This is a genomic window from Streptomyces sp. MH60 (assembly GCF_002939385.1).
Classification (GTDB): Bacteria; Actinomycetota; Actinomycetes; order Streptomycetales; family Streptomycetaceae; genus Streptomyces.
In genome coordinates, this window is record NZ_MULI01000052.1 from 1 (window position 1) to 24,519 (window position 24,519).

Annotated in this window: 27 protein-coding genes; 18 read left to right on the forward strand and 9 right to left on the reverse strand. The window is 73.2% G+C overall.

Features of this window, described 5'->3' with window-relative positions; genetic code table 11:
* Together BZZ08_RS26440 and BZZ08_RS26445 are read left to right on the forward strand one after the other, a co-directional pair.
* Nucleotides 1–956, forward strand: a 956-nt coding sequence (locus BZZ08_RS26440) for an FUSC family protein (RefSeq protein WP_133169225.1), incomplete at its 5' end; no start/stop codon positions are given.
* Nucleotides 953–1,516 (forward strand): MarR family winged helix-turn-helix transcriptional regulator, encoded by a 564-nt coding sequence (locus tag BZZ08_RS26445; RefSeq protein WP_104634733.1) that lies wholly within the window; start codon nt 953–955, stop codon nt 1,514–1,516. The genes BZZ08_RS26440 and BZZ08_RS26445, both read left to right, overlap by 4 nt.
* Before the next feature lie 51 nt (nt 1,517–1,567).
* Here BZZ08_RS26445 and BZZ08_RS26450 read toward each other — a convergent pair whose 3' ends face one another.
* Nucleotides 1,568–2,332: a VOC family protein gene (locus BZZ08_RS26450; RefSeq protein ID WP_198601704.1), complete on the reverse strand. Its 765-nt coding sequence runs from the start codon at nt 2,330–2,332 to the stop codon at nt 1,568–1,570.
* Between the two features lie 121 nt (nt 2,333–2,453).
* Entirely contained in the window at nt 2,454–2,846 is a 393-nt protein-coding gene (locus BZZ08_RS26455; protein ID WP_104634735.1) for a VOC family protein, read from the reverse strand.
* Between the two features lie 82 nt (nt 2,847–2,928).
* Between BZZ08_RS26455 and BZZ08_RS26460 the strand changes: the two genes are divergently transcribed.
* Nucleotides 2,929–3,468, forward strand: coding sequence for a GNAT family N-acetyltransferase (locus BZZ08_RS26460; RefSeq protein WP_104634736.1), 540 nt, complete (start codon nt 2,929–2,931; stop codon nt 3,466–3,468).
* Nucleotides 3,469–3,510: 42 nt separating this feature from the next.
* Here BZZ08_RS26460 and BZZ08_RS26465 read toward each other — a convergent pair whose 3' ends face one another.
* Complete coding sequence (locus tag BZZ08_RS26465; protein WP_030182086.1) at nt 3,511–4,194, reverse strand: glycerophosphodiester phosphodiesterase; 684 nt, start codon at nt 4,192–4,194, stop codon at nt 3,511–3,513.
* Between the two features lie 226 nt (nt 4,195–4,420).
* Between BZZ08_RS26465 and BZZ08_RS26470 the strand changes: the two genes are divergently transcribed.
* The 4 genes from BZZ08_RS26470 to BZZ08_RS26485 all read left to right on the forward strand — a co-directional run bounded on the left by BZZ08_RS26470 (nt 4,421) and on the right by BZZ08_RS26485 (nt 8,375).
* Complete coding sequence (locus tag BZZ08_RS26470; protein ID WP_104634737.1) at nt 4,421–5,824, forward strand: DUF6421 family protein; 1,404 nt, start codon at nt 4,421–4,423, stop codon at nt 5,822–5,824.
* A gap of 77 nt (nt 5,825–5,901) precedes the next feature.
* Entirely contained in the window at nt 5,902–6,648 is a 747-nt protein-coding gene (locus tag BZZ08_RS26475) for an SDR family NAD(P)-dependent oxidoreductase (RefSeq protein ID WP_198601705.1), read from the forward strand.
* Nucleotides 6,645–7,715, forward strand: coding sequence for a threonine aldolase family protein (locus tag BZZ08_RS26480; RefSeq protein ID WP_104634739.1), 1,071 nt, complete (start codon nt 6,645–6,647; stop codon nt 7,713–7,715). The genes BZZ08_RS26475 and BZZ08_RS26480 overlap by 4 nt, the downstream gene beginning before the upstream one ends.
* Nucleotides 7,716–7,802: 87 nt before the next feature.
* Nucleotides 7,803–8,375: a transglutaminase domain-containing protein gene (locus BZZ08_RS26485; RefSeq protein ID WP_198601706.1), complete on the forward strand. Its 573-nt coding sequence runs from the start codon at nt 7,803–7,805 to the stop codon at nt 8,373–8,375.
* Nucleotides 8,376–8,385: 10 nt separating this feature from the next.
* Here BZZ08_RS26485 and BZZ08_RS26490 read toward each other — a convergent pair whose 3' ends face one another.
* On the reverse strand, nt 8,386–9,114 hold the full coding sequence (locus BZZ08_RS26490) for a lysophospholipid acyltransferase family protein (RefSeq protein WP_104634741.1): 729 nt from the start codon (nt 9,112–9,114) through the stop codon (nt 8,386–8,388).
* 263 nt (nt 9,115–9,377) lie between these two features.
* On the opposite strand from BZZ08_RS26490, the gene BZZ08_RS26495 reads away from it, so the two are divergent.
* From BZZ08_RS26495 to BZZ08_RS26515, 5 genes are all read left to right on the forward strand, one after another.
* On the forward strand, nt 9,378–9,758 hold the full coding sequence (locus BZZ08_RS26495) for a thioredoxin family protein (RefSeq protein WP_104634742.1): 381 nt from the start codon (nt 9,378–9,380) through the stop codon (nt 9,756–9,758).
* A gap of 146 nt (nt 9,759–9,904) precedes the next feature.
* Complete coding sequence (locus tag BZZ08_RS26500) at nt 9,905–10,414, forward strand: flavin reductase family protein (RefSeq protein ID WP_104634743.1); 510 nt, start codon at nt 9,905–9,907, stop codon at nt 10,412–10,414.
* A gap of 220 nt (nt 10,415–10,634) precedes the next feature.
* A complete protein-coding gene (locus BZZ08_RS26505; protein WP_104634744.1) occupies nt 10,635–11,423 on the forward strand; it encodes an electron transfer flavoprotein subunit beta/FixA family protein in 789 nt (262 codons plus the stop codon).
* 55 nt (nt 11,424–11,478) lie between these two features.
* The gene (locus BZZ08_RS26510; RefSeq protein WP_104634745.1) at nt 11,479–12,441 is read left to right on the forward strand and encodes an electron transfer flavoprotein subunit alpha/FixB family protein; all 963 of its coding nucleotides are present in this window, start codon (nt 11,479–11,481) and stop codon (nt 12,439–12,441) included.
* 168 nt (nt 12,442–12,609) lie between these two features.
* Nucleotides 12,610–13,908 (forward strand): DUF6986 family protein, encoded by a 1,299-nt coding sequence (locus tag BZZ08_RS26515; RefSeq protein WP_104634746.1) that lies wholly within the window; start codon nt 12,610–12,612, stop codon nt 13,906–13,908.
* On the opposite strand, the gene BZZ08_RS26520 is transcribed toward BZZ08_RS26515, so the two are convergent.
* Nucleotides 13,889–14,752: a hypothetical protein gene (locus BZZ08_RS26520; RefSeq protein WP_104634747.1), complete on the reverse strand. Its 864-nt coding sequence runs from the start codon at nt 14,750–14,752 to the stop codon at nt 13,889–13,891. The two genes, BZZ08_RS26515 and BZZ08_RS26520, sit on opposite strands and share 20 nt — an antisense overlap.
* 118 nt (nt 14,753–14,870) lie before the next feature.
* Nucleotides 14,871–15,947 (reverse strand): LacI family DNA-binding transcriptional regulator, encoded by a 1,077-nt coding sequence (locus BZZ08_RS26525; protein WP_198601707.1) that lies wholly within the window; start codon nt 15,945–15,947, stop codon nt 14,871–14,873.
* 215 nt (nt 15,948–16,162) lie between these two features.
* Here BZZ08_RS26525 and BZZ08_RS26530 point away from each other — a divergent pair, with 215 nt between their 5' ends.
* The 3 genes from BZZ08_RS26530 to BZZ08_RS26540 all read left to right on the forward strand — a co-directional run bounded on the left by BZZ08_RS26530 (nt 16,163) and on the right by BZZ08_RS26540 (nt 18,656).
* Nucleotides 16,163–17,116 carry an ROK family protein gene (locus BZZ08_RS26530; RefSeq protein ID WP_104634749.1) on the forward strand — a complete coding sequence of 318 codons (954 nt, stop codon included), beginning with the start codon at nt 16,163–16,165 and terminating at the stop codon, nt 17,114–17,116.
* Nucleotides 17,117–17,254: 138 nt separating this feature from the next.
* A complete protein-coding gene (locus BZZ08_RS26535) occupies nt 17,255–17,449 on the forward strand; it encodes a hypothetical protein (RefSeq protein WP_104634750.1) in 195 nt (64 codons plus the stop codon).
* A 163-nt stretch (nt 17,450–17,612) separates the two neighbouring features.
* Nucleotides 17,613–18,656 carry an NUDIX hydrolase gene (locus BZZ08_RS26540; RefSeq protein WP_104634751.1) on the forward strand — a complete coding sequence of 348 codons (1,044 nt, stop codon included), beginning with the start codon at nt 17,613–17,615 and terminating at the stop codon, nt 18,654–18,656.
* Between the two features lie 2 nt (nt 18,657–18,658).
* Here BZZ08_RS26540 and BZZ08_RS26545 read toward each other — a convergent pair whose 3' ends face one another.
* Entirely contained in the window at nt 18,659–19,363 is a 705-nt protein-coding gene (locus BZZ08_RS26545) for an MBL fold metallo-hydrolase (protein WP_104634752.1), read from the reverse strand.
* A 76-nt stretch (nt 19,364–19,439) separates the two neighbouring features.
* On the reverse strand, nt 19,440–20,795 hold the full coding sequence (locus tag BZZ08_RS26550) for a dipeptidase (protein ID WP_104634753.1): 1,356 nt from the start codon (nt 20,793–20,795) through the stop codon (nt 19,440–19,442).
* A 144-nt stretch (nt 20,796–20,939) separates the two neighbouring features.
* Between BZZ08_RS26550 and BZZ08_RS26555 the strand changes: the two genes are divergently transcribed.
* From BZZ08_RS26555 to BZZ08_RS26565, 3 genes are all read left to right on the forward strand, one after another.
* Nucleotides 20,940–22,199 (forward strand): geranylgeranyl reductase family protein, encoded by a 1,260-nt coding sequence (locus tag BZZ08_RS26555; protein ID WP_104634754.1) that lies wholly within the window; start codon nt 20,940–20,942, stop codon nt 22,197–22,199.
* Between the two features lie 89 nt (nt 22,200–22,288).
* A complete protein-coding gene (locus BZZ08_RS26560) occupies nt 22,289–23,518 on the forward strand; it encodes a sensor histidine kinase (RefSeq protein ID WP_104634755.1) in 1,230 nt (409 codons plus the stop codon).
* A gap of 31 nt (nt 23,519–23,549) precedes the next feature.
* A complete protein-coding gene (locus BZZ08_RS26565) occupies nt 23,550–24,215 on the forward strand; it encodes a response regulator transcription factor (protein ID WP_104634756.1) in 666 nt (221 codons plus the stop codon).
* On the opposite strand, the gene BZZ08_RS26570 is transcribed toward BZZ08_RS26565, so the two are convergent.
* Nucleotides 24,176–24,460, reverse strand: a complete 285-nt coding sequence (locus tag BZZ08_RS26570) for a DUF6332 family protein (protein WP_104634757.1) — start codon at nt 24,458–24,460, stop codon at nt 24,176–24,178. The two genes, BZZ08_RS26565 and BZZ08_RS26570, sit on opposite strands and share 40 nt — an antisense overlap.
* Between the last annotated feature and the right edge of the window lie 59 nt (nt 24,461–24,519).

Consider the following 24,519-nt stretch of genomic DNA (forward strand, 5'->3'; position numbering starts at 1 on the left):
GCCTCGTCGTCCGGGCCGAGGTCGCGCTGGCCGCCCCCGCCGACACCGACCCGGAGCGGCTGCGTACCTGGGCCCGCGCCCTGCGCGGCGGCGGCCGCGTCCCCCGCACCGGCGACGCCCCGGGGGACCGGGACGAACTCCTCGGCGTGGACGCCGAACTCGCCGCCCGCCCCGTGCCCCTGTGGCAGCGGCTGGGCCCGCTGTCCCCGATCGCCGCGCGCACCGCCCTCGGCTGCGCGCTGGCCGGGTACGCCTCCCTCGCCCTCGGTATCGGCCGCCCCTACTGGGCCCTGGTCACCGCCGCCGCGCTCTACCAGACGAACCTGACCCTGACCTGGAGCCGGGCCGTGCAGCGCGTCGTCGGCAACCTCGCGGGGGTGCTGCTGTTCGCCGCCATAGCCCCGCTGGCGCACCTCGGGCAGGCGCTGCTCGTCCTGTGCTGCCTCGCCCTCAACTTCGGCGCCGAGGCCCTCATCACCCGCAACTACTGGCTCGGCAGCGTCTGCGTCACCCCGATGGCCCTGCTCGTCACCGAGTTCGCCGGCTACCAGGCCCCCGGCGACCTGATGACCGAGCGGGCCGTGGACACCCTCGTCGGGGCCCTGGTCGGCTTCCTCGCCGCCGTCGTCGTCACCAACCGGCGCGCCGGGAGCCGCGTCGAACAGGCGGTGGCCGCGGCCGACCGCGCCCGGGAGCGCGCCGCGCGCCTCCTCGCCGAACCCGCCCCCGCCCCCGGCGCCCTGGAGGCCGCCCGCCGGGGCCTGGCCGCCGCGCTGACCGACCTGCGGGCCACCGCCGACGGGGCGGCCGGTGAATGGTGGGGGCGCGCACTGCCCCAGGAGAGGGTCGTGCTCGCCGAGCGGTCCGGACACCGTACGCTCGCCGAGGCGGTGCGACGCCAGGCAGCGCGTCCGGACCGGGACGCCGGCACCAGAACGGAGGACGTACGGCCATGACCGCAACCGACGGGGGAGCGAACGGCGGGGGAGCCGGTGACGGCGGGACGGGGCCCGGCGGCGACACCGTGGCCGCGGTCGTGCGTCAGTGGCGCGCCGTCCGCCCGGACCTCGACACCGGGCCGATGGAGATCATCGGGCGCATCAACCGCTGCGCCGCCCTCCTCCAGCAGGCCGAGGACGCCCCGCTGCGCCGGGCGGGCCTCAGCCGCGCCGAGTTCGACCTGCTGGGCGCGCTGCGCCGCACCGGGCACGAGCTGACCCCCGGGGAGCTGGCCCGGGAGACCTTCTCCTCCGGCGCCGCCGTCACCAAGCGCCTCAAGCAGCTCACCGAGCGCGGCCTCGTCGAGCGGCGCGGCGACACCCGCGACCGCCGGGTCGCCCACGTCCGCCTCACGGACGCCGGACGCGAGCTCGTCGACGGCATCCTCCCCGAACAGCTCGCCTACGAGTCGGCCGTCCTGTCCGGCGTGGACGGCCCCCGGCAGGACGAGCTGGCGGCGCTCCTCGGCGGACTGCTGGGCCAGCTGGAGGGCCGTCTGGACGCGCTGCGGGCCTGAGCGCCCCGCTCATGTGCCTGCCGACGGCGGCGGCCTCCCGCGCCGGGCGGATCAGCGCTCGTCGCCCGCCCGGTACACGCCGAACATCGCGCCCTGCGGGTCCCGCAGCACCGCGATGCGCGGCCCGTCGGGCACGGAGGTCGGCTCCATGAGCACGGTGCCGCCGCCGTCGGTCGTGTCGACCGCGACGGTGTTCACGTCGGCCACCGCGAAGTACGGCAGCCAGTGCGCCGGTACCTCGTGCGGGAACTTGTCGTCCATCGTCACCATGCCGCCGAAGTCCGCCCCGTCGATCCCCCACTGCGGATAGCGGTCCGAGGCGCCGACGCTCCAGCCGAACACCGTCGTGTAGAAGTCGGCCGCCCGGTCGGGCTCCCGGGTCAGCAGCTCCACCCAGCCCAGCGAGCCGGGCGCGTTGAACAGCCCGGCACCGGGGAACGAGCGCCCCTGCCACACCTGGAACACCGCCCCGGTCGGATCGGCGGCCATCGCGACCCGGCCCGCGTCGAAGACGTCGGCGGGCCCCTGGAGCACCGCCCCGCCGGCCGCCGTCACCTGCCGCACGGCCGCGTCCGCGTCGCGCACGGCGAACGACACGTTCCACGCGACCGGCTGCCCCTGCTGGTGCAGCGGCGTCAGGGCGGCGACCGGCGCCTCGTCGAGCCGGGCGATCGTGTAACCGCCCGCCTGCTGCCGCGGGTCCGGCTCCGGGTACCAGCCGAACAGCTTGGTGTAGAACCGCTTGGCCGCTTCCAGGTCGGTGGTTCCCAGCTCCGCCCAGCAGGGCCCGCCGGTCACCGGTTCGTGGAGCTTCATCGTGCTGGCGTCCTTCCGCCGGGGCCGCAGACCGTCCGTCCCCCTCCAGCACGCTAAGGCCGGGCCGGGGCCGCGGCCATCCGGCACGTACGCGCCCCGGCCGCGGACCCTCCCCGGCGGCTCAGAGCCCCGGCCGGTAGCGCAGCGGATGCTCCGCGGGCACCTCCACCAGCACGATCCGGGTGCCGTCCGGGTCCGCGACCCACATCTCCACCAGCCCCCACGGCTCCTTGACCGGCGGTCGCACGATCTCCACGCCCTTGGCGCGCAGTTCCTCGTGGGCCGCCGCCGCGTCCTCGACCTGGAGCCACAGGAGGAGCCCTGGGGCGAGGGGAACCTCGGAGCGTCCGGAGACCTCCAGGAAGCCGCCGCCGAGGAAGTAGACGGTGCCCCGCTCCGGACCGGTGCCGAACTCCCGGTGGACGGCGAGGCCGAGCTGCTCGCCGTAGAAGGCGCGCGAGCGGTCGGGGTCGGTGGGGCGGAGCAGGGTCCGGCTGCTGAGTACGTGCACCATGCCTCCCGACCCTAGGGGACCGGCGACGGCGTTACGCTCATCGGTGCCCGCGCCGTGCCCGAGACCGAACCGGAGACGCCCCATGGACACCGCCGCCAGCCCGCTGACCTACCGCGACGCCACCGACGCCGACGTGGACGCGCTCGTGGCGCTCATCGAGTCCGCGTACCGGGGCGACGCGAGCCGGGCCGGGTGGACCACCGAGGCGGACATCCTCCAGGGGCAGCGCACCGACCCGCAGGGCGTGCTGGAGGTCGTCAAGGCGCCGGACAGCCGTCTGCTGACGGTGGAGCGGGACGGCCGGATCGTGGCCTGCTGCCAGCTGGAGCACCGGGGGGCGCACGCCTACTTCGGGATGTTCGCCGTCAGCCCGGCGCTCCAGGGCGAGGGACTGGGCAAGACGATCATCGCGGAGGCGGAACGGCGGGCCCGCGCGACGTGGGGCGTCACGGAGATGCACATGACGGTGATCTCCGTGCGCGAGGACCTCATCGCCTGGTACGAGCGCCGCGGCTACCGCCGTACGGGAGAGATGACCCCCTTCCCGTACGGCGACGAGCGCTTCGGCGTCCCGCAGCGCGACGACCTCCAGTTCGAGCTGCTGGTCAAGCCGCTGGTGTGAGGCGAGTGCGCCGGATCCGGCCGCTGAGGCGGCTCGGGCCGCTCAGGCGGTGAAGCGGCCGGTGCGTTTGATCTCCGGGTAGTCGGTCGTCGCGCCGTCGAGGCCCAGGGCGCGCACCAGTCGCAGGTGGTCCTGGGTGTTCACGGTCCAGCAGAACACCCGCAGCCCCGCCTTGCGGGCCTTTCGCACGATCTCCAGCGTCACCCTGTTGATGTCCAGACACAGGGTCCGGGCGCCCGCCTCCACGGCGCGGTCCACGACCTCGGGGCCGTAGTACTGCGCCACCAGGGCGGTCCGCACCCCCGGCACCAGCCGGGCGATCTCGACGATGGCCTCGTCGTGGAACGAGATCACCTCCACCCGGTCCACCAGGTCCCGGCGGAGCATCACCTCGGCGAGGCCCCGTGCGGCCGCCGCGTCCTTGATCTCGGCCTGCAACGGCACCGAGACGGCGTCCAGCACCTCCTCGAAGACCGGGATCCGCTCCCCGCGGCCGGCGTCCAGGGCGCGCAGCTCCTCGAGGGTCTTGTCGGCGATCGCACCGGTGCCGTCGGTGGTGCGGTCCACGTCGGCGTCGTGCATGACGACGAGCGCGCCGTCCTTGCTCAGGTGCAGGTCCAGTTCGACGACGTCGAGGCCGGCCTGCTCGGCGGCGACGAAGGAGCGCAGGGTGTTCTCGGGTTCGACACCCATCGCTCCGCGGTGACCGATGGTGAGGAAGTTCAAGGCTCGACTCGCTTCCGTCGACGTCGGCTGGGCAGGGCGGCAGCCTAACGGCCCTGCCGGACCGTTTCCCCCCTGCCGCGCCGGGTATACGAGCCCGGCGCTCGACAGGAAAAAATGCGGCGAAGTTGGGGGTGAGGCAGGATAATTTACGGAGCCTCCCCTTGATTGGAGAAACGTCGTATGTCTACGGTGTCTTGACGCAAGCTTCTCCCGTGGAGGATGGGACATGACGGAAATTCTTGTGCAGGTGGGTGTGGAGGAGAACGTTCCTCCGGCGAGCAGGGTGGTGGAGCACCCGGCCTGGCCCGTGCTCAAGGATGCCGTGGAGCGGATCCGGCCATGGCAGTCGAAGGACGGGTCGATCGACTTCGACGCCGAGGGCGCTCCCGAGCGGGCCGCCGCCGAGGACGCCGTACGCCGCGTCACGGCGGCCGTGCGCGAACTGTCCCCGCTGCTGCCGCACGACCGTGCCTACCACGAGGCCCTGGTGGCCGACCTCGGCCGCTGGGCCGACGGCGGCTTCGAGGTGCCCGACTTCCTCGACTCCCTGCTGGCCTTCCAGCCCGCCGCGAACCGCGCGGACGGCCTCCAGCACCTGGTCGTCTTCCCGATGTACACGCAGAACGGCAACCCGGACCGCAACCTCGAAGCGGTCGTGCTGCGCATGGTCTGGCCCGACTGGCTGGCCGAACTGGAGCGCACCCGCTACGACAACCCGCTGTTCTGCGGCATCACCTTCGAGGACTTCACGGCCGGCTACGACACCAACTCCGCCGTCCTCTTCCCGGAGACCATCGCCGTGCGCGAGGCCCCCGAGCGCTTCTCCTGGGGCGGCATCTTCTGCGACCGCGAGGCCGCCCGCTTCCGCCGCGTCACCGACGCCGCCGTGGACCTGCTGGGCCTGGAGCTGCCCGAGGACGTCGCCGCGATGGTCCACGACCAGAAGCGCTGCGAAGAGGCGTTCGTCCTGTGGGACATGGTCCACGACCGCACCCACAGCCACGGCGACCTGCCGTTCGACCCCTTCATGATCAAGCAGCGCCAGCCGTTCTGGATGTACGGCCTGGAGGAGCTGCGCTGCGACCTCACCGCCTTCAAGGAGGCCGTGAAGCTGGAGGCGGACGGCGTCCCGCAGGCCCGCGACGTGCAGTACGCGGTGCTCTTCGACCGCATGTTCCGCTTCCCGGTCACCGGCGAGCGGGTGCGCAACTACGACGGTCTCGGCGGCCAGCTCCTCTTCGCCTACCTGCACAAGCACGACGTCGTGCGCTGGACCGACAACAAGCTCTTCATCGACTGGCAGCGCGCCCCGCAGGTCACCAACCAGCTCTGCGCCGAGATCGAGAAGCTCTACCGCGACGGCATCGACCGCCCGAAGATCGTCCACTGGTTCGCCGGCTACGAGCTGGTCTCCACCTACCTCGCCCCGCACCCGGGTTCGAAGTGGGCCAAGGGCCCCGACGCCCTGGACCTGTCCCTGCCGCCGCGCAAACTCGTCGACGACGTGCTTCCGGACGAGTTTCCGCTGAGCATGTTCTACGAGGCCCTGTCCAAGAAGCTCAAGAAGGTGATCGCCTCGACCCGGGGCATCACCGGAGCCGCGGACGGCGCCGAGCGGGCCGCCGCGTGAGCGACGGCGGCGGCACGCACGAACAGGCACGGCAGGCACGGCAGGCACACGCTCAGCAGGCTCGGGAGGCGAGGACCATGGGGAACGGGGCGCTCGACGGCGCGGTGATCGCGGTGGCCGGGGCGGGCGGACCCGCCGGACGGGCCGCGCTGCTGCGGCTCGCCGAGGCGGGTGCGACCGTCGTCGGCGCGGACAACGACCCGGAGCGGCTGGCCGAGGCGGTGGACGCGGCACGCTACGCGCACGGCGGTGCCACCGTCACCGGCGAGACCGTCGACCTGCTGGACCTGGACTCCACCCGGGCCTGGGCCGACCGCACCGAGGAGGAGTTCGGCCACGTCGACGGCGTCGTCCACCTCGTGGGCGGCTGGCGCGGCAGCAAGACCTTCACCAAGACCGAACTGGGCGACTGGGACCTGCTGGAGAAGCTGCTGGTCCGCACCGTGCAGCACACCTCCCTCGCCTTCCACGAGGCGCTCCAGCGCAGCGACCGCGGCCGCTACCTCCTGATCAGCGCCGCCGGCGCGTCCAGTCCCACCGCGGGCAACGCCGCCTACTCGGCCGCCAAGGCCGCCGCCGAGGCGTGGACGCTGGCCATGGCGGACTACTTCCGCAAGGCGGGGGGCGAGCAGGGACCGACGTCGGCGGCTGCGATCCTGGTGGTCAAGGCGTTGGTGCACGACGCGATGCGCGCCGAGCGCCCCAACGCGAAGTTCGCGGGCTTCACGGACGTGCGTGACCTCGCCGAGGCGGTCGCCGGTGTCTGGGACAAGCCCGCCGCGGAAGTGAACGGAAACCGTCTGTGGCTGACCGAGAAGCCGTGAATCCCCCGAAGACCGACGCGCGTCGCCATCACGACCCCGAGGTCCGCGGTTTCGCCAGTGACAACTACGCCGGGGCCCACCCGGAGGTGCTCGCCGCCCTGGCGCTGGCCAACGGCGGACACCAGGTCGCGTACGGCGAGGACGACTACACCGACAACCTCCAGCGCGTGATCCGCAGCCACTTCGGTTCCGGCGCCGAGGCGTTCCCGGTCTTCAACGGCACCGGCGCCAATGTCGTCGCGCTCCAGGCGGTCACCGACCGCTGGGGCGCGGTGATCTGCGCCGAGAGCGCGCACATCAACGTCGACGAGGGCGGCGCCCCCGAGCGCATGGGCGGCCTCAAGCTGCTCACCGTCCCCACCCCGGACGGCAAGCTCACGCCCGAGCTGATCGACCGGCAGGCGTACGGCTGGGACGACGAGCACCGCGCGATGCCGCAGGTCGTCTCGATCACCCAGAGCACCGAGCTGGGCACCCTCTACACGCCCGACGAGATCCGCGGCATCTGCGAGCACGCCCACGCGCACGGCATGAAGGTGCACCTGGACGGCTCCCGGATAGCCAACGCCGCCGCCTCGCTGGACGTCCCCATGCGGACGTTCACCAACGCGGTCGGCGTCGACCTCCTCTCGCTCGGCGGCACCAAGAACGGCGCCCTGTTCGGCGAGGCGGTCGTGGTGCTGAACCAGGACGCGGTGCGCCACATGAAGCACCTGCGCAAGCTGTCCATGCAACTCGCCTCCAAGATGCGCTTCGTGTCCGTGCAGCTGGAGGCGCTGCTGGCCAAGGACCTGTGGCTGCGCAACGCCCGGCACTCCAACGAGATGGCACAGCGCCTGGCCGAGGGCGTGCGCGCCGTGCACGGGGTCGAGATCCTCTACCCGGTGCAGGCCAACGCGGTCTTCGCCCGGCTGCCGCACGACGTGAGCGAGCGCCTGCAGCAGCGGTTCCGCTTCTACTTCTGGGACGAGGCGGCCGGCGACGTGCGCTGGATGTGCGCCTTCGACACCACGGAGGAGGACGTCGACGCGTTCGTGGCCGCCCTCAAGGAGGAGACGGCACGCTGACGCGGGGCCCTCCCGAGTGTGCATAGGTATGCGGTCACCTGAAAAATCATTGACCGATGGGTGATCGTATTCCTATGCTCTGCGGGCATGGAGCTGATCCAGCAAACCCCTGACCTGTCCGCCTACCTGGCTGCCGACGAGGCCATCGACCACGAACACCCCCGGGTACGGGAGGTGGCCGGCCGATTGGCGATGGAGGCGGAGGACTCGTATGACTATGCGCGGCTGGCCTTCGAGTTCGTGCGCGACACCATCCCGCACTCACAGGACTCCGGGGACCCGCGCGTCACCTGGCGGGCCTCCGACGTCCTGGAGCGGCGCACCGGCATCTGCTACGCCAAGGCCCACGCGCTGGCCGCGCTGCTGCGGGCCGAGGACATCCCCACCGCGCTGTGCTACCAGCGTTTCGACGTGGTGCACGGACTGGTCGCCGTACGCCTGGACGGCGCCTGGCACCGGCAGGACCCGCGCGGGAACAAGCCCGGCGTGAACGCGCAGTTCTCCCTGGGCGGGGAGCGACTGGCCTTCACGCCGGACCTCGCGGCGGGCGAGGCGGACTACCCGGAGCTGTACGCGGCGCCGCACCCGGCGGTGCTGGACGTCCTCAAGGCGGCCACCGACCGTCCGCACCTGTGGCAGAGCCTCCCGGCCGCCCTCTGAGACGCCCGGCTCAGTGCGCCTGGGCCGTGCGCAGCTGCTCGGGTGTCGGGGCGGTGCCGCCGAGGTGGGCCGGCATCCACCAGGTGTCGTCGGCCCCCTTGGGGCGTACGGGGTAGGCGCGCTGCGCGGCCTCCAGCAGCTCCTGCACCCGCTCGCGCAGCCGTCGGGTGATGGCGCCCGCGTACTGCTCGCGGGGGGCCTCCATCGCCTCGCCCACCCGGATGGTGATCGGGGTGTGGCTGCGCTTGAAGTTGCGCGGGTGGCCCTTGGTCCACAGGCGCTGGGTGCCCCACAGGGCCATGGGGACCAGGGGGACGCCCGCCTCCTGCGCGAGCCGCGCGGCACCCGACTTGAAGCTCTTCAGGGTGAACGACTCGGAGATCGTCGCCTCGGGGAAGACACCGACGATCTCACCCGACTTCAGCGAGTCCAGGGCGTGCGCGTAGGCCGCCTCGCCCTGCTTGCGGTCGACCGGGATGTGCTTCATCCCGCGCATCAGCGGACCCGAGATCCGGTGCCGGAAGACCGACTCCTTCGCCATGAAGCGCACCAGCCGCTTCTGCGGCAGCGCGGCCAGGCCGTCGAAGATGAAGTCCAGGTAGCTGATGTGGTTGCTCACCAGCACGGCGCCGCCCGAGCGCGGGATGTTCTCCGATCCCTGGCAGTCGATCTTGAGGTCCCACGCCTTGAACAGGGTGCGGGCGAGACCGATCACCGGGCGGTAGACGAGTTCTGCCATGGGCGGGTCGAACCCTTCCTTGTCGGCCTGGGAAGGGAACTCCCAGTCGAAAGTTACGCACCCGTAGGTTTACGGGCTTGTCGCAGATCGTGCCCCAAGAACGGCCGGTGTACCAGCCTTGGTGCCCGTGTGCGGCGAGATCCTCATCACTTGCCCGGCCTCCCGTGGCCGAAATGCGACGGGGAGCGGGAATCTCCGGCGCTCCGCGAGCGCTGCACCTTCGGAGTACCGAACCGGTGGCGTGCGGGTACGCGCGTCCATGAGTGCCGCGGTGGCGGCGGAACGGGGGCACGCCGGTGCGCGGCCAGGACGACGACGGGCGGGCGGCGGCCGCCGTCCCACGGCTGGACGCGGCCGACCTGGGTGCGGAACTCGGCGCCCGCGCGACGCTCGTACAGTTCTCCAGCGCCTTCTGCGCGCCCTGCCGGGCCACCCGGCGGGTACTGGGCGAGGTGGCGGGTCTGGTGCCCGGCGTCGCCCACGTCGAGATCGACGCCGAGGGACACCTGGAACTCGTCCGCGCGCTCGACGTGCTCAAGACCCCCACGGTGCTGGTCCTGGACGCCGACGGCCGCGTCGTACGGCGTGCCGTCGGGCAGCCGCGCAGGGCGGACGTGATCGCCGCGCTGGGCGAGGCGGTGTGACAAGCGCCACGCCACCGGTGAGGTCTTCTCCACAGCCTCCGCATCCCGGGACGTAATTGACTGTGTGTGCCATCCGTCGTCAGCCTGCCTCCGTGCCCCGCTCGCCGTTTCCGGGACCGAGGCGCAACGCAGAAGGGCCATCCCGTATGACGGCCACACCCGACCTCGCCGCGGCGCGGCCCGCCACCGACGACCTGCTGCGGTCCGTCTTCCGGCGGCACGCGGCGGGCGTCGCGGTGATCACCGCGCGGGGTCCGCACGGTCCGGCCGGTTTCACGGCCACGTCCCTCACCTCCGTCTCCGCCCGCCCGCCGCTGCTCTCCTTCGGCATCGGCGCCGGCTCGTCGACCTGGCCCGCGGTGTCCGAGGCGGAGCACGTCGGCGTCCACGTGCTCGGCGAGCACCAGGAGGAGCTGGCGGCCACCTTCGCCCGCAGCGGCGCCGACCGCTTCGCGGCACCCACCGGCTGGCGGGAGGGCCCGCACGGGGTGCCCGTGCTGGACGGCGTGCTCGCCTGGCTCGTGTGCCGTGTGGTGGGCCGGGTGCCCGCGGGGGACCATCGGATCGTGCTGGCGGAAGTCCTCCTCGGCGACCCCGCCGGAGCCGGTGAGCCGCTGCTGTACCACCAGGGGCGTTACCGGGGTCTGCGCGACTGACCGGTCGGCGCGACGGCTTCTGCGAAGGCGTCGGGTTCCGGTTACGCTGCGTTGCGAAGGTCACAGTTCAAAGCGCTTGCTTAGCGGGAAAGAACTGGATGTACTGACGAGTAATATTCCGGGCGGAGCGCAGGTCGCCCCGACCGGGATCGGCCGCTTGGGGCGCCTATGCTGCCTGCAAGAGGCAGCACTGAAATGTCGACGCAGTAGGAGAGCCGGCGTGAGCTTGAGGATCGTTGTCACTGTGAAGTACGTGCCCGACGCCACTGGCGACCGGCACTTCGCCGATGACCTGACCGTCGACCGGGACGACGTGGACGGTCTGCTCTCCGAGCTGGACGAGTACGCGGTCGAGCAGGCGCTGCAGATCTCCGAGAATTCCGACGACGACGTCGAGGTCACCGTCCTGACGGTGGGTCCCGAGGACGCCAAGGACGCCCTGCGCAAGGCGCTGTCCATGGGCGCGGACAAGGCGATCCACGTCGAGGACGACGACCTGCACGGCACCGACGCCATCGGCACCTCCCTGGTGCTGGCCAAGGCGGTCGAGAAGGCCGGCTACGACCTGGTCGTCTCCGGCATGGCCTCCACCGACGGCACCATGGGTGTCGTCCCCGCGCTGCTGGCGGAGCGCCTGGGGGTGCCGCAGGTGACGCTGCTGTCCGAGGTCTCGGTCGAGGGCGGCACGGTGAAGGGCCGCCGTGACGGCGACTCGGCCACGGAGCAGTTGGAGGCGTCGCTGCCGGCGGTCGTGTCGGTGACCGACCAGTCGGGTGAGGCGCGTTACCCGTCCTTCAAGGGCATCATGGCGGCCAAGAAGAAGCCGGTTCAGTCCTGGGACCTGTCCGACCTCGACATCGAGGCGGACGAGGTCGGTCTGGAGAACGCCTACACGGTCGTGGAGTCGGCCGCCGAGCGTCCGGCGCGCAGCGCGGGCACGATCGTCAAGGACGAGGGCGAGGGCGGCAAGCAGCTCGCCGAGTTCCTCGCGGGCCAGAAGTTCATCTGAGCCCCGGATTCGCTGACCGTCCCTCATCTTTCGCAAGCAGGAGAGAAGAAGTCCCATGGCTGAAGTTCTCGTCTACGTCGATCACGTGGACGGTGCCGTCCGCAAGCCGACCCTGGAGCTGCTGACGCTGGCCCGCCGCGTCGGCGAGCCCGTCGCCGTGGCCCTCGGCAACGGCGCGGGTGACACCGTCGCCGCCCTCGCCGAGCACGGCGCGGTGAAGGTGCTGACCCACGAGGCCGCCGAGTACACCGACTACCTGGTCGTGCCGAAGGTCGACGCCCTCCAGGCCGCCGTCGCCGCCGTCTCCCCGGCCGCCGTGCTGGTCCCGTCCTCCGCCGAGGGCAAGGAGATCGCCGCCCGCCTGGCGCTGCGCCTGGGCTCGGGTGTCATCACCGACGCCGTCGACCTGGAGGCCGGCGACGAGGGCCCGGTGGCCACCCAGTCGGTGTTCGCCGCCGCCTTCACCACCAAGTCCCGCGTCTCCAAGGGCACCCCGGTCATCACGGTCAAGCCGAACTCGGCCGCCGTGGAGGCCGCCCCGGCCGCCGGTGCGGTCGAGGCCCTGAACGTGTCCTTCTCCGCCGCCGCGACCGGCACGAAGGTCACCTCGCGCACGCCGCGCGAGTCGAGCGGCCGCCCGGAGCTGACCGAGGCCGCGATCGTGGTCTCCGGTGGCCGCGGTGTGAACGGCGCGGAGAACTTCGCGATCATCGAGGCGCTCGCCGACTCGCTCGGTGCGGCCGTGGGTGCCTCGCGCGCCGCGGTGGACGCGGGCTGGTACCCGCACACCAACCAGGTCGGCCAGACCGGCAAGTCCGTCTCCCCGCAGCTGTACATCGCCTCCGGCATCTCGGGCGCGATCCAGCACCGGGCCGGCATGCAGACCTCGAAGACGATCGTGGCGATCAACAAGGACGCCGAGGCCCCGATCTTCGAGCTGGTCGACTACGGCGTCGTCGGCGACCTCTTCGACGTCGTCCCGCAGCTCACCGAGGAAGTCAAGACCCGCAAGGGCTGAGCCTCCCCGTCGCACCGCACACCCAGGCCCCCGGTGACGTCCACGGACGTCGCGGGGGCCTCGGTGTGCGCACAGGATGGTGTTGACCGGCGGGAGACCGGCAGATAACTTCACTCTACGGATAACTGATTCCGTTCAGCGGAAAAATGAACATCAGGAGGGTGTCGGATGGGTCAGCAGGAGAAGGTGGCAACGAGCCTCGCGGGCGCCGTCGGCGAGGAGATCAGTGCCTCCCTCGCACCGGTCGACGCGGAGCTGGAGCGCCGCTACCCCGGAGACCCGGGCACCCGCCAGCCCGTCCACACCGTCTACGTCCCCGGTGACGCCTTCGCCGCCGACACCGTCCGCTCCTGGGGCGACAGGGCCCTCGCCGCGCTCGACGAACACGCCCCGGACGCCGCCTCCTTCGCCGCCGTCCTCGGCCTCTCCGACGACCTCGCCGAGCCCGTGTACACCCGCGTACGCGCCAAACTGGAGCGGGAGCCCGTCGAGGACCTGCGCGTCGACTTCGAGGACGGCTACGGCAACCGCCCGGACGCCGAGGAGGACGAGGCGGCCGCCCGCGCCGCCCGCCTGATCGCCGAGGCGTACGAGCAGGGCACGGCCGCCCCCTACATGGGCATCCGCATGAAGTGCATGGAGGCTCCGGTGCGTGCCCGGGGCATCCGCACCCTCGACGTCTTCCTCAGCGGCCTGATGGAGGCCGGCGGCCTGCCCGAGGGTCTGGTCCTCACCCTGCCCAAGGTGACCTACCCCGAGCAGGTCACCGCCATGGTGCGGCTCCTGGAGGCCTTCGAGAAGGCGCGGGGCCTCACACCCGGCCGGATCGGCTTCGAGATCCAGATCGAGACCAGCCAGTCCATCCTCGCCGCCGACGGCACCGCCACCGTCGCCCGCATGATCCAGGCCGCCGAGGGCCGCGCCACCGGCCTGCACTACGGCACCTTCGACTACAGCGCCTGCCTCGGCGTCTCCGCCGCCCACCAGGCCAGCGACCACCCGGCCGCCGACCACGCCAAGGCGGTCATGCAGGTCGCCGCCGCCGGCACCGGCGTACGCGTCTCGGACGGCTCGACCAACGTCCTGCCGGTCGGCCCCACCGCGCAGGTGCACGACGCCTGGCGGCTGCACTACGGCCTCACCCGCCGCGCCCTGGCCCGCGCCTACTACCAGGGCTGGGACATGCACCCCGGCCACATCCCCACCCGGTACGCGGCCGTCTTCGCCTTCTACCGCGAGGGCTTCGAGCAGGCCGCCGCCCGTCTGGCCCGCTACGCCAACCGCGCCGGCGGCGACGTCATGGACGAGCCCGCCACCGCCAAGGCGCTCAGCGGCTACCTGCTGCGCGGCCTGGACTGCGGTGCCCTCGACATCGGCGAGGTCGCCCGGCTGACCGGCCTGACCCGCGCCGACCTGGAGGGCTTCTCCGGCCCGCGGCGCGGCGACCTCACGGCATCGGCGCAGTAGGCCCCGCCGACGGCGTCCGGCTCCCCGCGAAGGGATCGTCCGGGCCGGAGCCGGCGTACCGCTCCAGGCCGGACGCCGTCACCCGCTCCTCCTCGGCGAACAACCGCGTCCCCCGGTCGCACAGCCGCCGGTCCGCCCGCGCCCGCGCGCAGAACTCCTCGGGCGTCACTCCGAACAGCTCACGCAGCCGCGCCGACCCGTGCAGCAGGTCGGTGATCAGCGGGCGTTGCGCCCCGGGGTGGCGCCGCGGCGCACCGGTGCCGTCGTGCAGGACGCCGTGGCGGTTGACGTACGCGTAGGCGCCGCGCAGCACCGATCCGTCCCCCGGCTCGACACGCACGTCGGGCGCGGGCAGCCAGACCCGGTCGAAGTTGCCGCCCGCCATCGGCACGCCCTCACTGGCGTCGATCACCGCGAGCTGCTCGGCGTCGAGCCACAGCACGAACAGCTCCCGTACGACGCCGGGGGCGCCCACCGGCGAGGCGGACACGTAGCCCATGCGGCTCACGTGGGCGGAGACGCCGATGTCCAGCCCGGTGACCCGCGACCTGACCATCGGAACCGGCGAGGCGATCCCGAACTCGGCCATCTTGTGCCGCAGCTGGGCGGGGCTCGCGTTGGACCCGATCGCCAGCACCGGAACCCGGCCGTCGCCCTCCGCGTACACCGCCCGGTCCAGCGGCAGCAGCCGGTCCCCGTCCAGCAGTCCGGACTCCCGGGGCCACGCGCCCGGGTACAGCAGCGGCTCCTCGCGCGGCACCCCGGCCAGCCCGAGCGCCTCCAGCGTGCGGTCCTGGCCGGGCGGCCGCGCGGACTCCCCGCCCTGGGTCGGTGGTTGCGACACGGTGTCCTTCCTCCCGGTGACGCGGACGGGCGGGCGGTGTGTCCGGCCGCGCGCGGTGGCGGGCCGGCTCGGACGCCGGACCGGCGCCGGGGCGGGTGCGGCCGCCCGTCGCGGCGGTTCAGTCCGACGGCGGCAGCTCGCCCGAGCCCCGGGTGACCAGCCTGGTCGGCAGTTCGATGCGGTCGGGGGCGAGGAGGGAGCCGTCCAGCTGCCGGAAGAGCCGCTCGGCGGCGGTGCGGCCGAGGGCGGCCGCGTCCTGCGCGACCACGGTGACGCCCGGCTTGAGCAGGTCGGCCAGCTCGATGTCGTCGAAGCCGACCAGCGCGACGCCCCGGGTGTGCTCGGCCAGGACCCGGATCACGGTGACCGTCACCCGGTTGTTGCCGGTGAAGATCGCGGTGACCGGATGCGGGTCGGCGAGCATCTCCTCGGCCGCCCGGCGCACCCGCACGGGGTCGGTGACGCCCAGGGACATCCACGAGTCCTTGACGGGTATGCCCGCGTCCTCCATGGCGGCCCGGTAGCCGCGCAGCCGCTCGGCGGCCGTGTGGATGCGGGGCATGTCGCCGATGAACCCGATCCTGCGGTGCCCGTGCGCGATGAGGTGGGTCACGCCGTCGCGGGCACCGCCGAAGTTGTCCGAGACCACCACGTCCGCGTCGATCCGGCCCGCCGGACGGTCCACGAACACCGTGGCGACGCCCGCCTTCAGCTCGGGTTCCAGATACCGGTGGTCGTCCCCGGCCGGGATCACCACCAGACCGTCCACGCGCCGCGCGCACAGCGCCAGCGCCAGCTCCTGCTCGCGGTCCGGGTCCTCCGCGCTGGACCCGTTGATCAGCAGGGCACCGTGCGCGCGGGCCACCTCCTCCACGGCGCGGCTGAGCGGCCCGTAGAACGGGTCGGCCAGATCCTCCAGGACCAGGCCGATGCTCGCGGTGCGGCCCTTGCGGAGCACCCGCGCGCTGTCGTTGCGGCGGAAGCCCAGCGCGTCGATGGCCTCCTGGACGCGGCGCTCGGTCTCCGGGGTGACGCCGGGCTCCCCGTTGACCACCCGGGAGACGGTCTTGAGGCCGACCCCGGCCCGGGCGGCGACGTCCTTCATGGTCGGGCGGTTGCCGTAACGGTTCCCGGGGAGGCGGTCTGCGCGGCGGGTCGTGTCGGGCACGATGCGGTGTCCTGTCCTGTCGTCCACGGGATTGCGTCGGCTCCTGCTGTCCGGGGGGATGTGTCGGTCATGGGCTTGTATGAGGATGTGGCGTCGAGCATAGAGCCTGGACAACGTTGTCAGATGCGGGAGACACTGTCCATCGCACTCTCCGGTCCTCGTCCCCACCGCGGGACCGGTCGCTGGGCGCTCTTGGGTACGACATTTTTTCGCTTTCGGTCCGACGGGGAGATCCGACTCTGATGCACACCGACCTCGTGGCAGCGCTGGACATCGGCGGCACCAAGATCGCCGGCGCGCTGGTGGACGGCCACGGCCGCATCCAGGCGCGCGCACAGCGTGCGACACCCGCCCGGGAGGACGGTGACACCGTGATGGGGGCCGTCGAGGCCGTGCTCGCGGAACTGACCGCGTCGCCCCTGTGGGTGCGGGCCACGGCCGTCGGCATCGGCAGCGCCGGCCCGGTGGACGCCTCGGCCGGCACCGTCAGCCCGGTGAACGTGCCCGGCTGGCGCGACTACCCGCTGGTCCGGCGGGTCCGCGACGCCGCCGGCGGTCTGCCCGTGGAACTCATCGGGGACGGCGTGGCCATCACGGCCGCCGAACACTGGCAGGGCGCCGCCCGCGGCCACGACAACGCGCTGTGCATGGTGGTCTCGACCGGTGTCGGCGGCGGTCTGGTGCTGGGCGGCCGGCTGCACCCCGGACCGACCGGCAACGCCGGCCACATCGGCCACATCAGCGTCGACCTGGACGGCGACCCCTGCCCCTGCGGTGCGCGCGGCTGCGTGGAGCGCATAGCGAGCGGCCCCAACATCGCCCGCCGCGCCCTCGACGCCGGCTGGCTGCCCGGCCCGGACGGCGACACCTCCGCCGCCGCGGTCGCCGCCGCCGCCCGCCTCGGCGACCCCGTCGCCGTCGCCTCCTTCGAACGGGCCGCCCAGGCGCTGGCCGCCGGTATCGCCGCCACCGCGACCCTCGTCGAGATCGACATCGCCGTGGTCGGCGGGGGGGTGGGCAAGGCGGGCGACGTCCTCTTCGTCCCGCTGCGCAAGGCCCTCACCGACTACGCGACGCTGTCCTTCGTGCAGCGCCTCGCGGTCGTCCCCGCCCAGATGGGCACGGACGCCGGGCTGGTCGGCGCGGCCGCGGCGGCGCTCTCGCGGACGACGCCGGCCACCGCCGCGCACGTCTAGGGGGCGGTTCGGACCCCGCGGCCCCGGCAAGGTCCGGACGACACCGCCCGGCCCCCGGGGAGCCGGTACGCCTCGGTGTTCCGCGAGGCTTCCCCGGCCGGCCCGTGACTCCCGTGCGGTGGCGTAGTTGAACGGGGCATGAAGAAGCGCAGCATGCTCGCCCTCGCGTCCCTCGCCACCGGCTTCGTCGTCGCGGCCGTCACCCCGTCCCACGCCGCCCCGAGCGACCTCCCGCTCGGTCTCGGGGCGGGCGACACCGTCAGTACCCTGGAGGACACCGTCGCCACCGAGAGCCTGACCCTCGACGACGACGCCCTGGGACAGCTGGGCTGACACCCCCGGCCGGGCCGACGCGCCCGCCCCCCACGCGGCGCCGATGCCCCGAGAGGGCGTCGGCGCCGCTGTCATATGCCCTTTCCCGCGACCCCGGCTGGGCTGGTTTCCGTGGCAGGGTGAAGCGGGCAAGCCACAGGGGGCCAACAGAAGAGGGGGACCTGTGACCGTCGTCTGGATCAACGGCGCGTTCGGTGCGGGGAAGACCACCACCGCACGGGAACTGATCGAACTGATCCCGAACAGCACGCTCTTCGACCCCGAGGTCATCGGCGGGGCGCTCGCGCACCTGCTGCCGCCCAAACGCCTGGCCGAGGTGGGGGACTTCCAGGACCTGCCGATCTGGCGCCGGCTGGTGATCGACACGGCGGCCGCGCTGCTCGCCGACCTCGGCGGGACGCTCGTCGTCCCGATGACCCTGCTGCGTCAGGAGTACCGCGACGAGATCTTCGGCGGTCTCGCCGCCCGCCGGATCGAGGTCCGGCACGTCCTGCTCGCCCCGGCCGAAACGATCCTGCGGGAGCGAATAGCGAGCCGCGAGACCCCGGAGGACCTGCCGGACGCAGAGACGCGGGTGCGGCAGTGGTCCTACGACCACATCGAGCCCTACCGCGCCGCCCTCGCCTCCTGGCTCACCGCCGACGCCCACCCCGTCGACACCGGCGCCCTCACCCCGTACGAGGCCGCCGTCCGGGTCGCCGAGGCCGTCGGCACGGGCGCCGTACCGGCCTGCGAGATCGTGCAGACCCCGGAACCCACCGGCGAGACCGTCGCCGCCGGTGTCCTGCTCTTCGACGAGCGGGACCGGGTCCTGCTCGTCGACCCCACCTACAAACCCGGCTGGGAGTTCCCCGGCGGTGTCGTCGAACCCGGCGAGGCACCGGCCCGCGCCGGCATGCGCGAGGTCACCGAGGAGACCGGGCTCAGCCTCGACGACGTACCGTCCCTGCTGGTCGTCGACTGGGAGCCGCCGGCACCCCCCGCCTACGGCGGTCTGCGGCTGCTCTTCGACGGCGGCCGGCTCGACAGGGCGGACGCCGGCCGCGTGCTGCTGCCGGGACCCGAGCTGCGCGACTGGCGCTTCGCCACCGAGGACGAGGCCGCCGCCCTGCTGCCGCCGGTCCGTTACGAGCGGCTGCGCTGGGCGCTGCGGGCCCGGGAGCGCGGCGCCGCCCACTACCTGGAGGCGGGCACGCCGGTCGGCTGACGTCAGACCGCCGCCCCGTACGTCCGTGCCGATGCCCTCAGCACCTCCCCGGCCCGTGCCGTCACCGGATCCCCGTGACCGAAACAGGCCAGCTCCGTGTCGAGCGCCGCCAGCCGCCCGAAGGAGCCGACGGCCCGGTCCCGGTCGAGGTTGAACACGCCGAGCAGCACACCGCCGTCGACCGGCGAGGCGGCGACCGCGTCCCCCGTGAACAGCACGCCGTGGGCCGGGAGGTGCAGCGCGATGCTCCCGTCCGTGTGACCCGGCGCGTGCACGACCCGGGCCCCGCCGCCGAAGTCCAGGACGTCACCGTCCACCACCTCGGCCACCCGGGCCGGGCGGGCGAAGTCACCTCGGGGGAGCCGGCGCACGGCGTTCTCGTGCAGCGGACGCTCCCAGTCCGCGAGCACGGGCGGCGGACCGGGCACCTCGCCCCGCACGACGGGCGCCTCCAGGGAGTGCGCCACCACCTCGGCCCCGGTGAGCGCGGCGGCCTCCTGCGCCCCGCCCGCGTGGTCCTCGTGGAAGTGGGTGAGCACGACACGCCGTACGCGGCCGGCACCCCGCGCGGCCTCGGCGACACGCGCGCCGTACCCGGCCGGTCCGGCGTCGATCAGCGTCACCTCGTCCCCGTCACGCCAGAGGTACGCCTGACCGACCGGGAAGCGCAGCAGACTCAGGCACGGGAGGAGTTCGACGACGTCCATGGAACGACCGTAGGCGGGACCCCGCCCGCCGGCGAGGCCCCTCTGCCGACGGCAGAACCCGGGAACGGGACCGGGCTCAGCCCGCCGCGTAGTTGCGCAGGAAGTGCGCCTCCGCCACCGACAGCCGCTCCAGTTCCTCGGGGGACACGCTCTCGTTCACGGCGTGGATCTGGGCCTCCGGCTCGCTCAGGCCGATCAGCAGGATCTCGGCCTCCGGGTAGAGGGCGGCCAGGGTGTTGCACAGCGGGATGGAGCCGCCCTGACCGGCGTACTGCATCTCCTCGCCCGGGTACGCCACCGCCATCGCGTCCGCCATGGCCTGGTAGGCCGGGCTCGTGGTGTCGGCGCGGAACGGCTGGCCCTGGCCGATCTGCTCGACGGCGACCCGCGCGCCCCACGGCGTACGCGCCTCCAGGTGGGCCCGGAGCAGCTTGGTGGCCTCGGCGGCGTCCACGCCCGGCGGCACCCGCAGGCTCACCAGCGCCCGTGCGCCCGCCTGCACCGACGGGGTGGCGCCGACGACCGGCGGGCAGTCGATGCCGAGCACCGTGACGGCCGGCCGCGCCCAGATCCGGTCGGCGACCGAGCCGGACCCGATCAGCTCCACGCCGTCCAGCACCCGCGCGTCCCGGCGGAACTGCTCCTCGTCGTAGGCCAGGCCCTGCCACGTGCCGTCCGCCGCCAGACCGTCGACGGTCGTCGAGCCGTCCTCGGCCCGCAGCGAGTCCAGTACGCGGATCAGGGCGCCCAGCGCGTCGGGCGCCGCACCGCCGAACTGGCCGGAGTGCAGGTTGCCTTCGAGCGTGTCGACCGTCACGCGCAGCATCGTCATGCCGCGCAGCGTGGAGGTGACCGTCGGCAGACCGACCCGGAAGTTGCCCGCGTCCCCGATGACGATGGTGTCGGCGGCCAGCAGCTCGGGGTGCGCCTCGGCGTACCGCTCCAGACCGCCCGTGCCCTGCTCCTCGGAACCCTCGGCGATCACCTTGACGTGCACCGGCACGCCCCCGTTCGCCTTCAGCGCGCGCAGCGCCAGCAGGTGCATGAGCACGCCGCCCTTGCAGTCCGCGGCGCCCCGCCCGTACCAGCGGCCGTCGCGCTCGGTCAGCTCGAACGGCGGAGTGGCCCAGCCGGCCTCGTCCAGCGGCGGCTGCACGTCGTAGTGGGCGTAGAGCAGCACCGTCTTCGCGCCCTCGGGCCCCGGCAGGTACCCGTACACCGACTGGGTGCCGTCGGGCGTGTCCAGCAGCTCGACGTCCTGGAAGCCCTCGGCGCGCAGGGCCGCCGCTATCCAGTTGGCGGCACCCACGCTCTCGCTGCGCGGGAACTGGTCGAAGTCGGCCACCGATTGGAAGGCCACCAGCGCGGCGAGTTCCTCTTTCGCGCGGGGCATCAGCGAAGCGACGGTCTCGGCGACCGGATTCGACGACATGGGCACGCTCCTTGTGGGTGCGACGTTGTACCAAGGAGTACTTGGAATGACGGGCCGATCCTCCCACAGTGGCCTGCGGCGATGCCCACCGTAGGATGCGGGGGTCAGGTGCGGCATGCGGTTTGATCGGAGCAGTAGACCATCGTGAGCAGCGAGAACTCTTCGGCGGACGACGCGCGTCAGGTCTGGGACGTGGTCGTGGTGGGCGCGGGACCGGCGGGGGCCTCGGCCGCCTACGCGGCGGCGGTCGCGGGGCGGCGCGTCCTGGTGCTGGAGAAGGCGGAGCTGCCCCGCTACAAGACATGTGGCGGCGGCATCATCGGTCCCTCGCGAGACTCCCTCCCACCCGGCTTCGAGCTGCCCCTGCAGGACCGTGTGCACGCGGTGACCTTCTCGAACAACGGGCGCTTCACCCGGACCCGGCGCTCCCGGCAGATGCTGTTCGGGCTGATCAACCGGCCCGAGTTCGACCTGCAGCTCGTCGAGCACGCCCAGAAGGCGGGCGCCGAGCTGCGCACCGGGGCGACCGTGACCCGGGTGGAGCAGCACGGCTCGGCGGTGCCGGACCGGCGAACGGTCGCCGTCGTCCTCCAGGGCGGCGAGACGGTGCTGGCCCGGGCCGTGGTCGGTGCGGACGGCAGCGCCAGCCGGATAGGGGCGCACGTCGGGGTGAAGCTCGACCAGGTCGACCTCGGCCTGGAGGCGGAGATCCCGGTGCCCGAGACGGTCGCCGAGGACTGGAAGGGCCGGGTGCTCATCGACTGGGGCCCGATCCCCGGCAGCTACGGCTGGGTCTTCCCCAAGGGCGACACGCTGACGGTCGGGGTCATCTCGGCGCGCGGTGAGGGCGCGGCGACCAAGCGGTACCTGGAGGACTTCGTCGCCCGGCTGGGGCTGGCCGGATTCGAACCAAGCATCTCCTCCGGCCATCTGACGCGCTGCCGCGCGGACGACTCGCCGCTGTCGCGCGGCCGGGTCCTGGTCTGCGGGGACGCGGCCGGGCTCCTGGAGCCGTGGACCCGCGAGGGCATCTCCTTCGCGCTGCGCTCGGGCCGGCTCGCGGGGGAGTGGGCGGTGCGCGTCTCCGAGGCGCACGACGCGGTGGACGCGCGCAAGCAGGCCCTGAACTACGCGTTCGCCGTCAAGGCCGGTCTGGGCGTGGAGATGAGCGTCGGCAAGCGGATGCTGACGGTGTTCGAGCGCCGACCGGGCCTCTTCCACGCGGCCCTGACCGGCTTCCGCCCGGCCTGGAAGGCGTTCAAGGACATCACGCAGGGCTCCACCTCGCTGGGCGAGCTGGTCCGCGGCCATCCGCTGGCGCAGCGGGCGCTGGGGGCGATGGACCGGCGGCCCGAACCGTCCGAGCCGTCCGCGCCGTCAACGGGCGAGGAGACCGGCGCCTGAGCGCCGGCGGGCGTACTTCGCCGGGAGTACGTGTGATCACCACGCTCGGGTGACGCCGCCCGCGGGGCCCGGCGTCTAGCGTGGCGGACATGGACGGACAGCGCGAGCGCGAGGGCCGGGCGCCGCAGTGGTGGCGGCACGGCCCCCCGTGGTGGAACCTGCGGGGCGAGGAGGAGCACCGCCCGCGGTGGCCCTGGCGCTCCACCGTGCTCGTCACGGCGTTCGTGCTGTTCGGCTCGAACTTCGCCGCGCACGCCCAGGAGGGCGAGCGGGCCGGTCTGGACCCCTTCGCCCGCGCGCTGCTGTTCGTGACGGGGGCCGCCCTGCTGTGGCGGCAGCGCCACCCGGTGCCGGTCGTGTTCGGCACGGCGGTCACCACCCTGGTCTACCTGGGCGCCGGATACCCGTACGGCCCGGTGTTCGTGGCCGTCGCGGTGGCCTGCTTCAGTGCCGTCGTCGCCGGGCACCGCAGGGCCGCGTGGGCGGCGATGGGGACCCTGTGGGCCGGGCACGCCCTGGTGGCGCACTGGCTCTACCGGTGGCTGCCGCCGTCCGGGGACTCGGCCGCGTCCTGGGGGCAGGAGCTCGTGGTCGCCACCTGGGTCGTGGCCGTCGCGGCCCTGTCGGAGCTGGCCAGGGCCCGCCGCGAGCAGTGGGCGCGGGAGCGGGCCGAGCGGGCCCAGGCGGCGCGGCGGCGCGCGGACGAGGAGCGGCTGCGGATCGCCCGCGAGTTGCACGACGTCCTCGCGCACAGCATCTCCGTCATCAACGTGCAGGCCGGCGTCGGCCTGGCCCTCCTGGACACCGACCCGGAACAGGCTCGCGCCGCGCTCGGCACCATCAAGGACCAGAGCAAGGAAGCGCTCGGCGAGGTGCGGCAGGTACTCGACACCCTGCGCACCCCCGGGGACGCGCCGCGCGCTCCGGCCCCCGGCCTCGACCGGCTCCCCGAACTGGTCGAGCAGGCGGCGAGCGCGGGCCTCACCGTCGAGGTGGCGGGGAAGCCGCCGCGCCTGTCGCCCGGCACCGACCTGGCCGCGTTCCGCATCGTGCAGGAGGCGCTCACCAACGTCGTACGGCACTCGGGTTCCCGGCACGCGCGCGTCCGCCTCGACCGGGACGGGGGCACGCTGCTGCTGCGCGTCGACGACGACGGCCCCGCGACGGGCGCCGACGCGGGCGGCAGCGGCAACGGGCTGGCCGGGATGCGGGAGCGCGCGGCGGCACTGGGTGGCACCATCGAGGCGGGCCCGCGTCCGGACGGCGGCTTCCGGGTGCTGGCGACCCTGCCGATCGACGTGAAGAAGGCGGCCACGTGACACGTACGGCGCAGTCGAAGGAGGACGACCGGTGATCCGTGTGCTGCTCGCCGACGACCAGTCACTGGTCCGGGCCGGTTTCCGGGCACTGCTGGACGCGCAGTCGGACATCGAGGTGGTCGCCGAGGCCGCCGACGGCGAGGAGGCGGTGCGCGCGATCCGTGAACTGCGTCCCGACGTCGTCCTCATGGACATCCGCATGCCCCTGCTCGACGGCCTCGCCGCCACCCGCCGCGTCACCGGCGATCCGGGGCTGCATGACGTGAAGGTGGTCATGCTCACCACCTTCGAACTCGATGAGTACGTCTTCGAGGCGATCCGCTCCGGAGCCTCCGGCTTCCTGGTCAAGGACACCGAACCCGAGGAACTCCTGCGCGCCGTGCGGGCGGTGGTGGACGGTGACGCGCTGCTGTCGCCGGGGGTGACGCGCCGGCTGATCGCCGAGTTCGCGGCCCGTTCCAAGGAGCCCGCGGCGGCCGGGGAGATGGCCCGGCTGACCGAGCGGGAGCGCGAGGTGATGGCCCTGGTCGGCATCGGACTGTCCAACGAGGAGATCGCCCGCCGGCTGGTCGTCAGCCCGCTGACCGCCAAGACCCACGTCAGCCGCACCATGGTGAAGCTGGGCGCCCGAGACCGGGCGCAACTGGTCGTGCTGGCCTACGAGTCGGGCCTGGTGCGGCCGGGCTGGCTCGGCTGACCACCGCGCGGGAACCGGACCAGCACGCTCACCACCCGGACGGAGAACACCACCACGGCCGACACCGCACCCGCCCCGACCGGCGCGGCGCGCACCCCGCCCGTCAGGCCGAAGAGAAGCGCGGGCCCCGCCACCGCCCCGAACAGCACGGCCGCCGCGAACGCCGCACTGCACAGCGCGTAACCGATCTCGACCGTGACGGCGTCGCGCTCGGCCTGCGTACGCCGTCCCCCATAGGTGTCCATGGCGCCAAGTCTCCCAGGGCGAGCGGGGGTCGGGCAGTGCGGTGACCGCCGCGACGGGC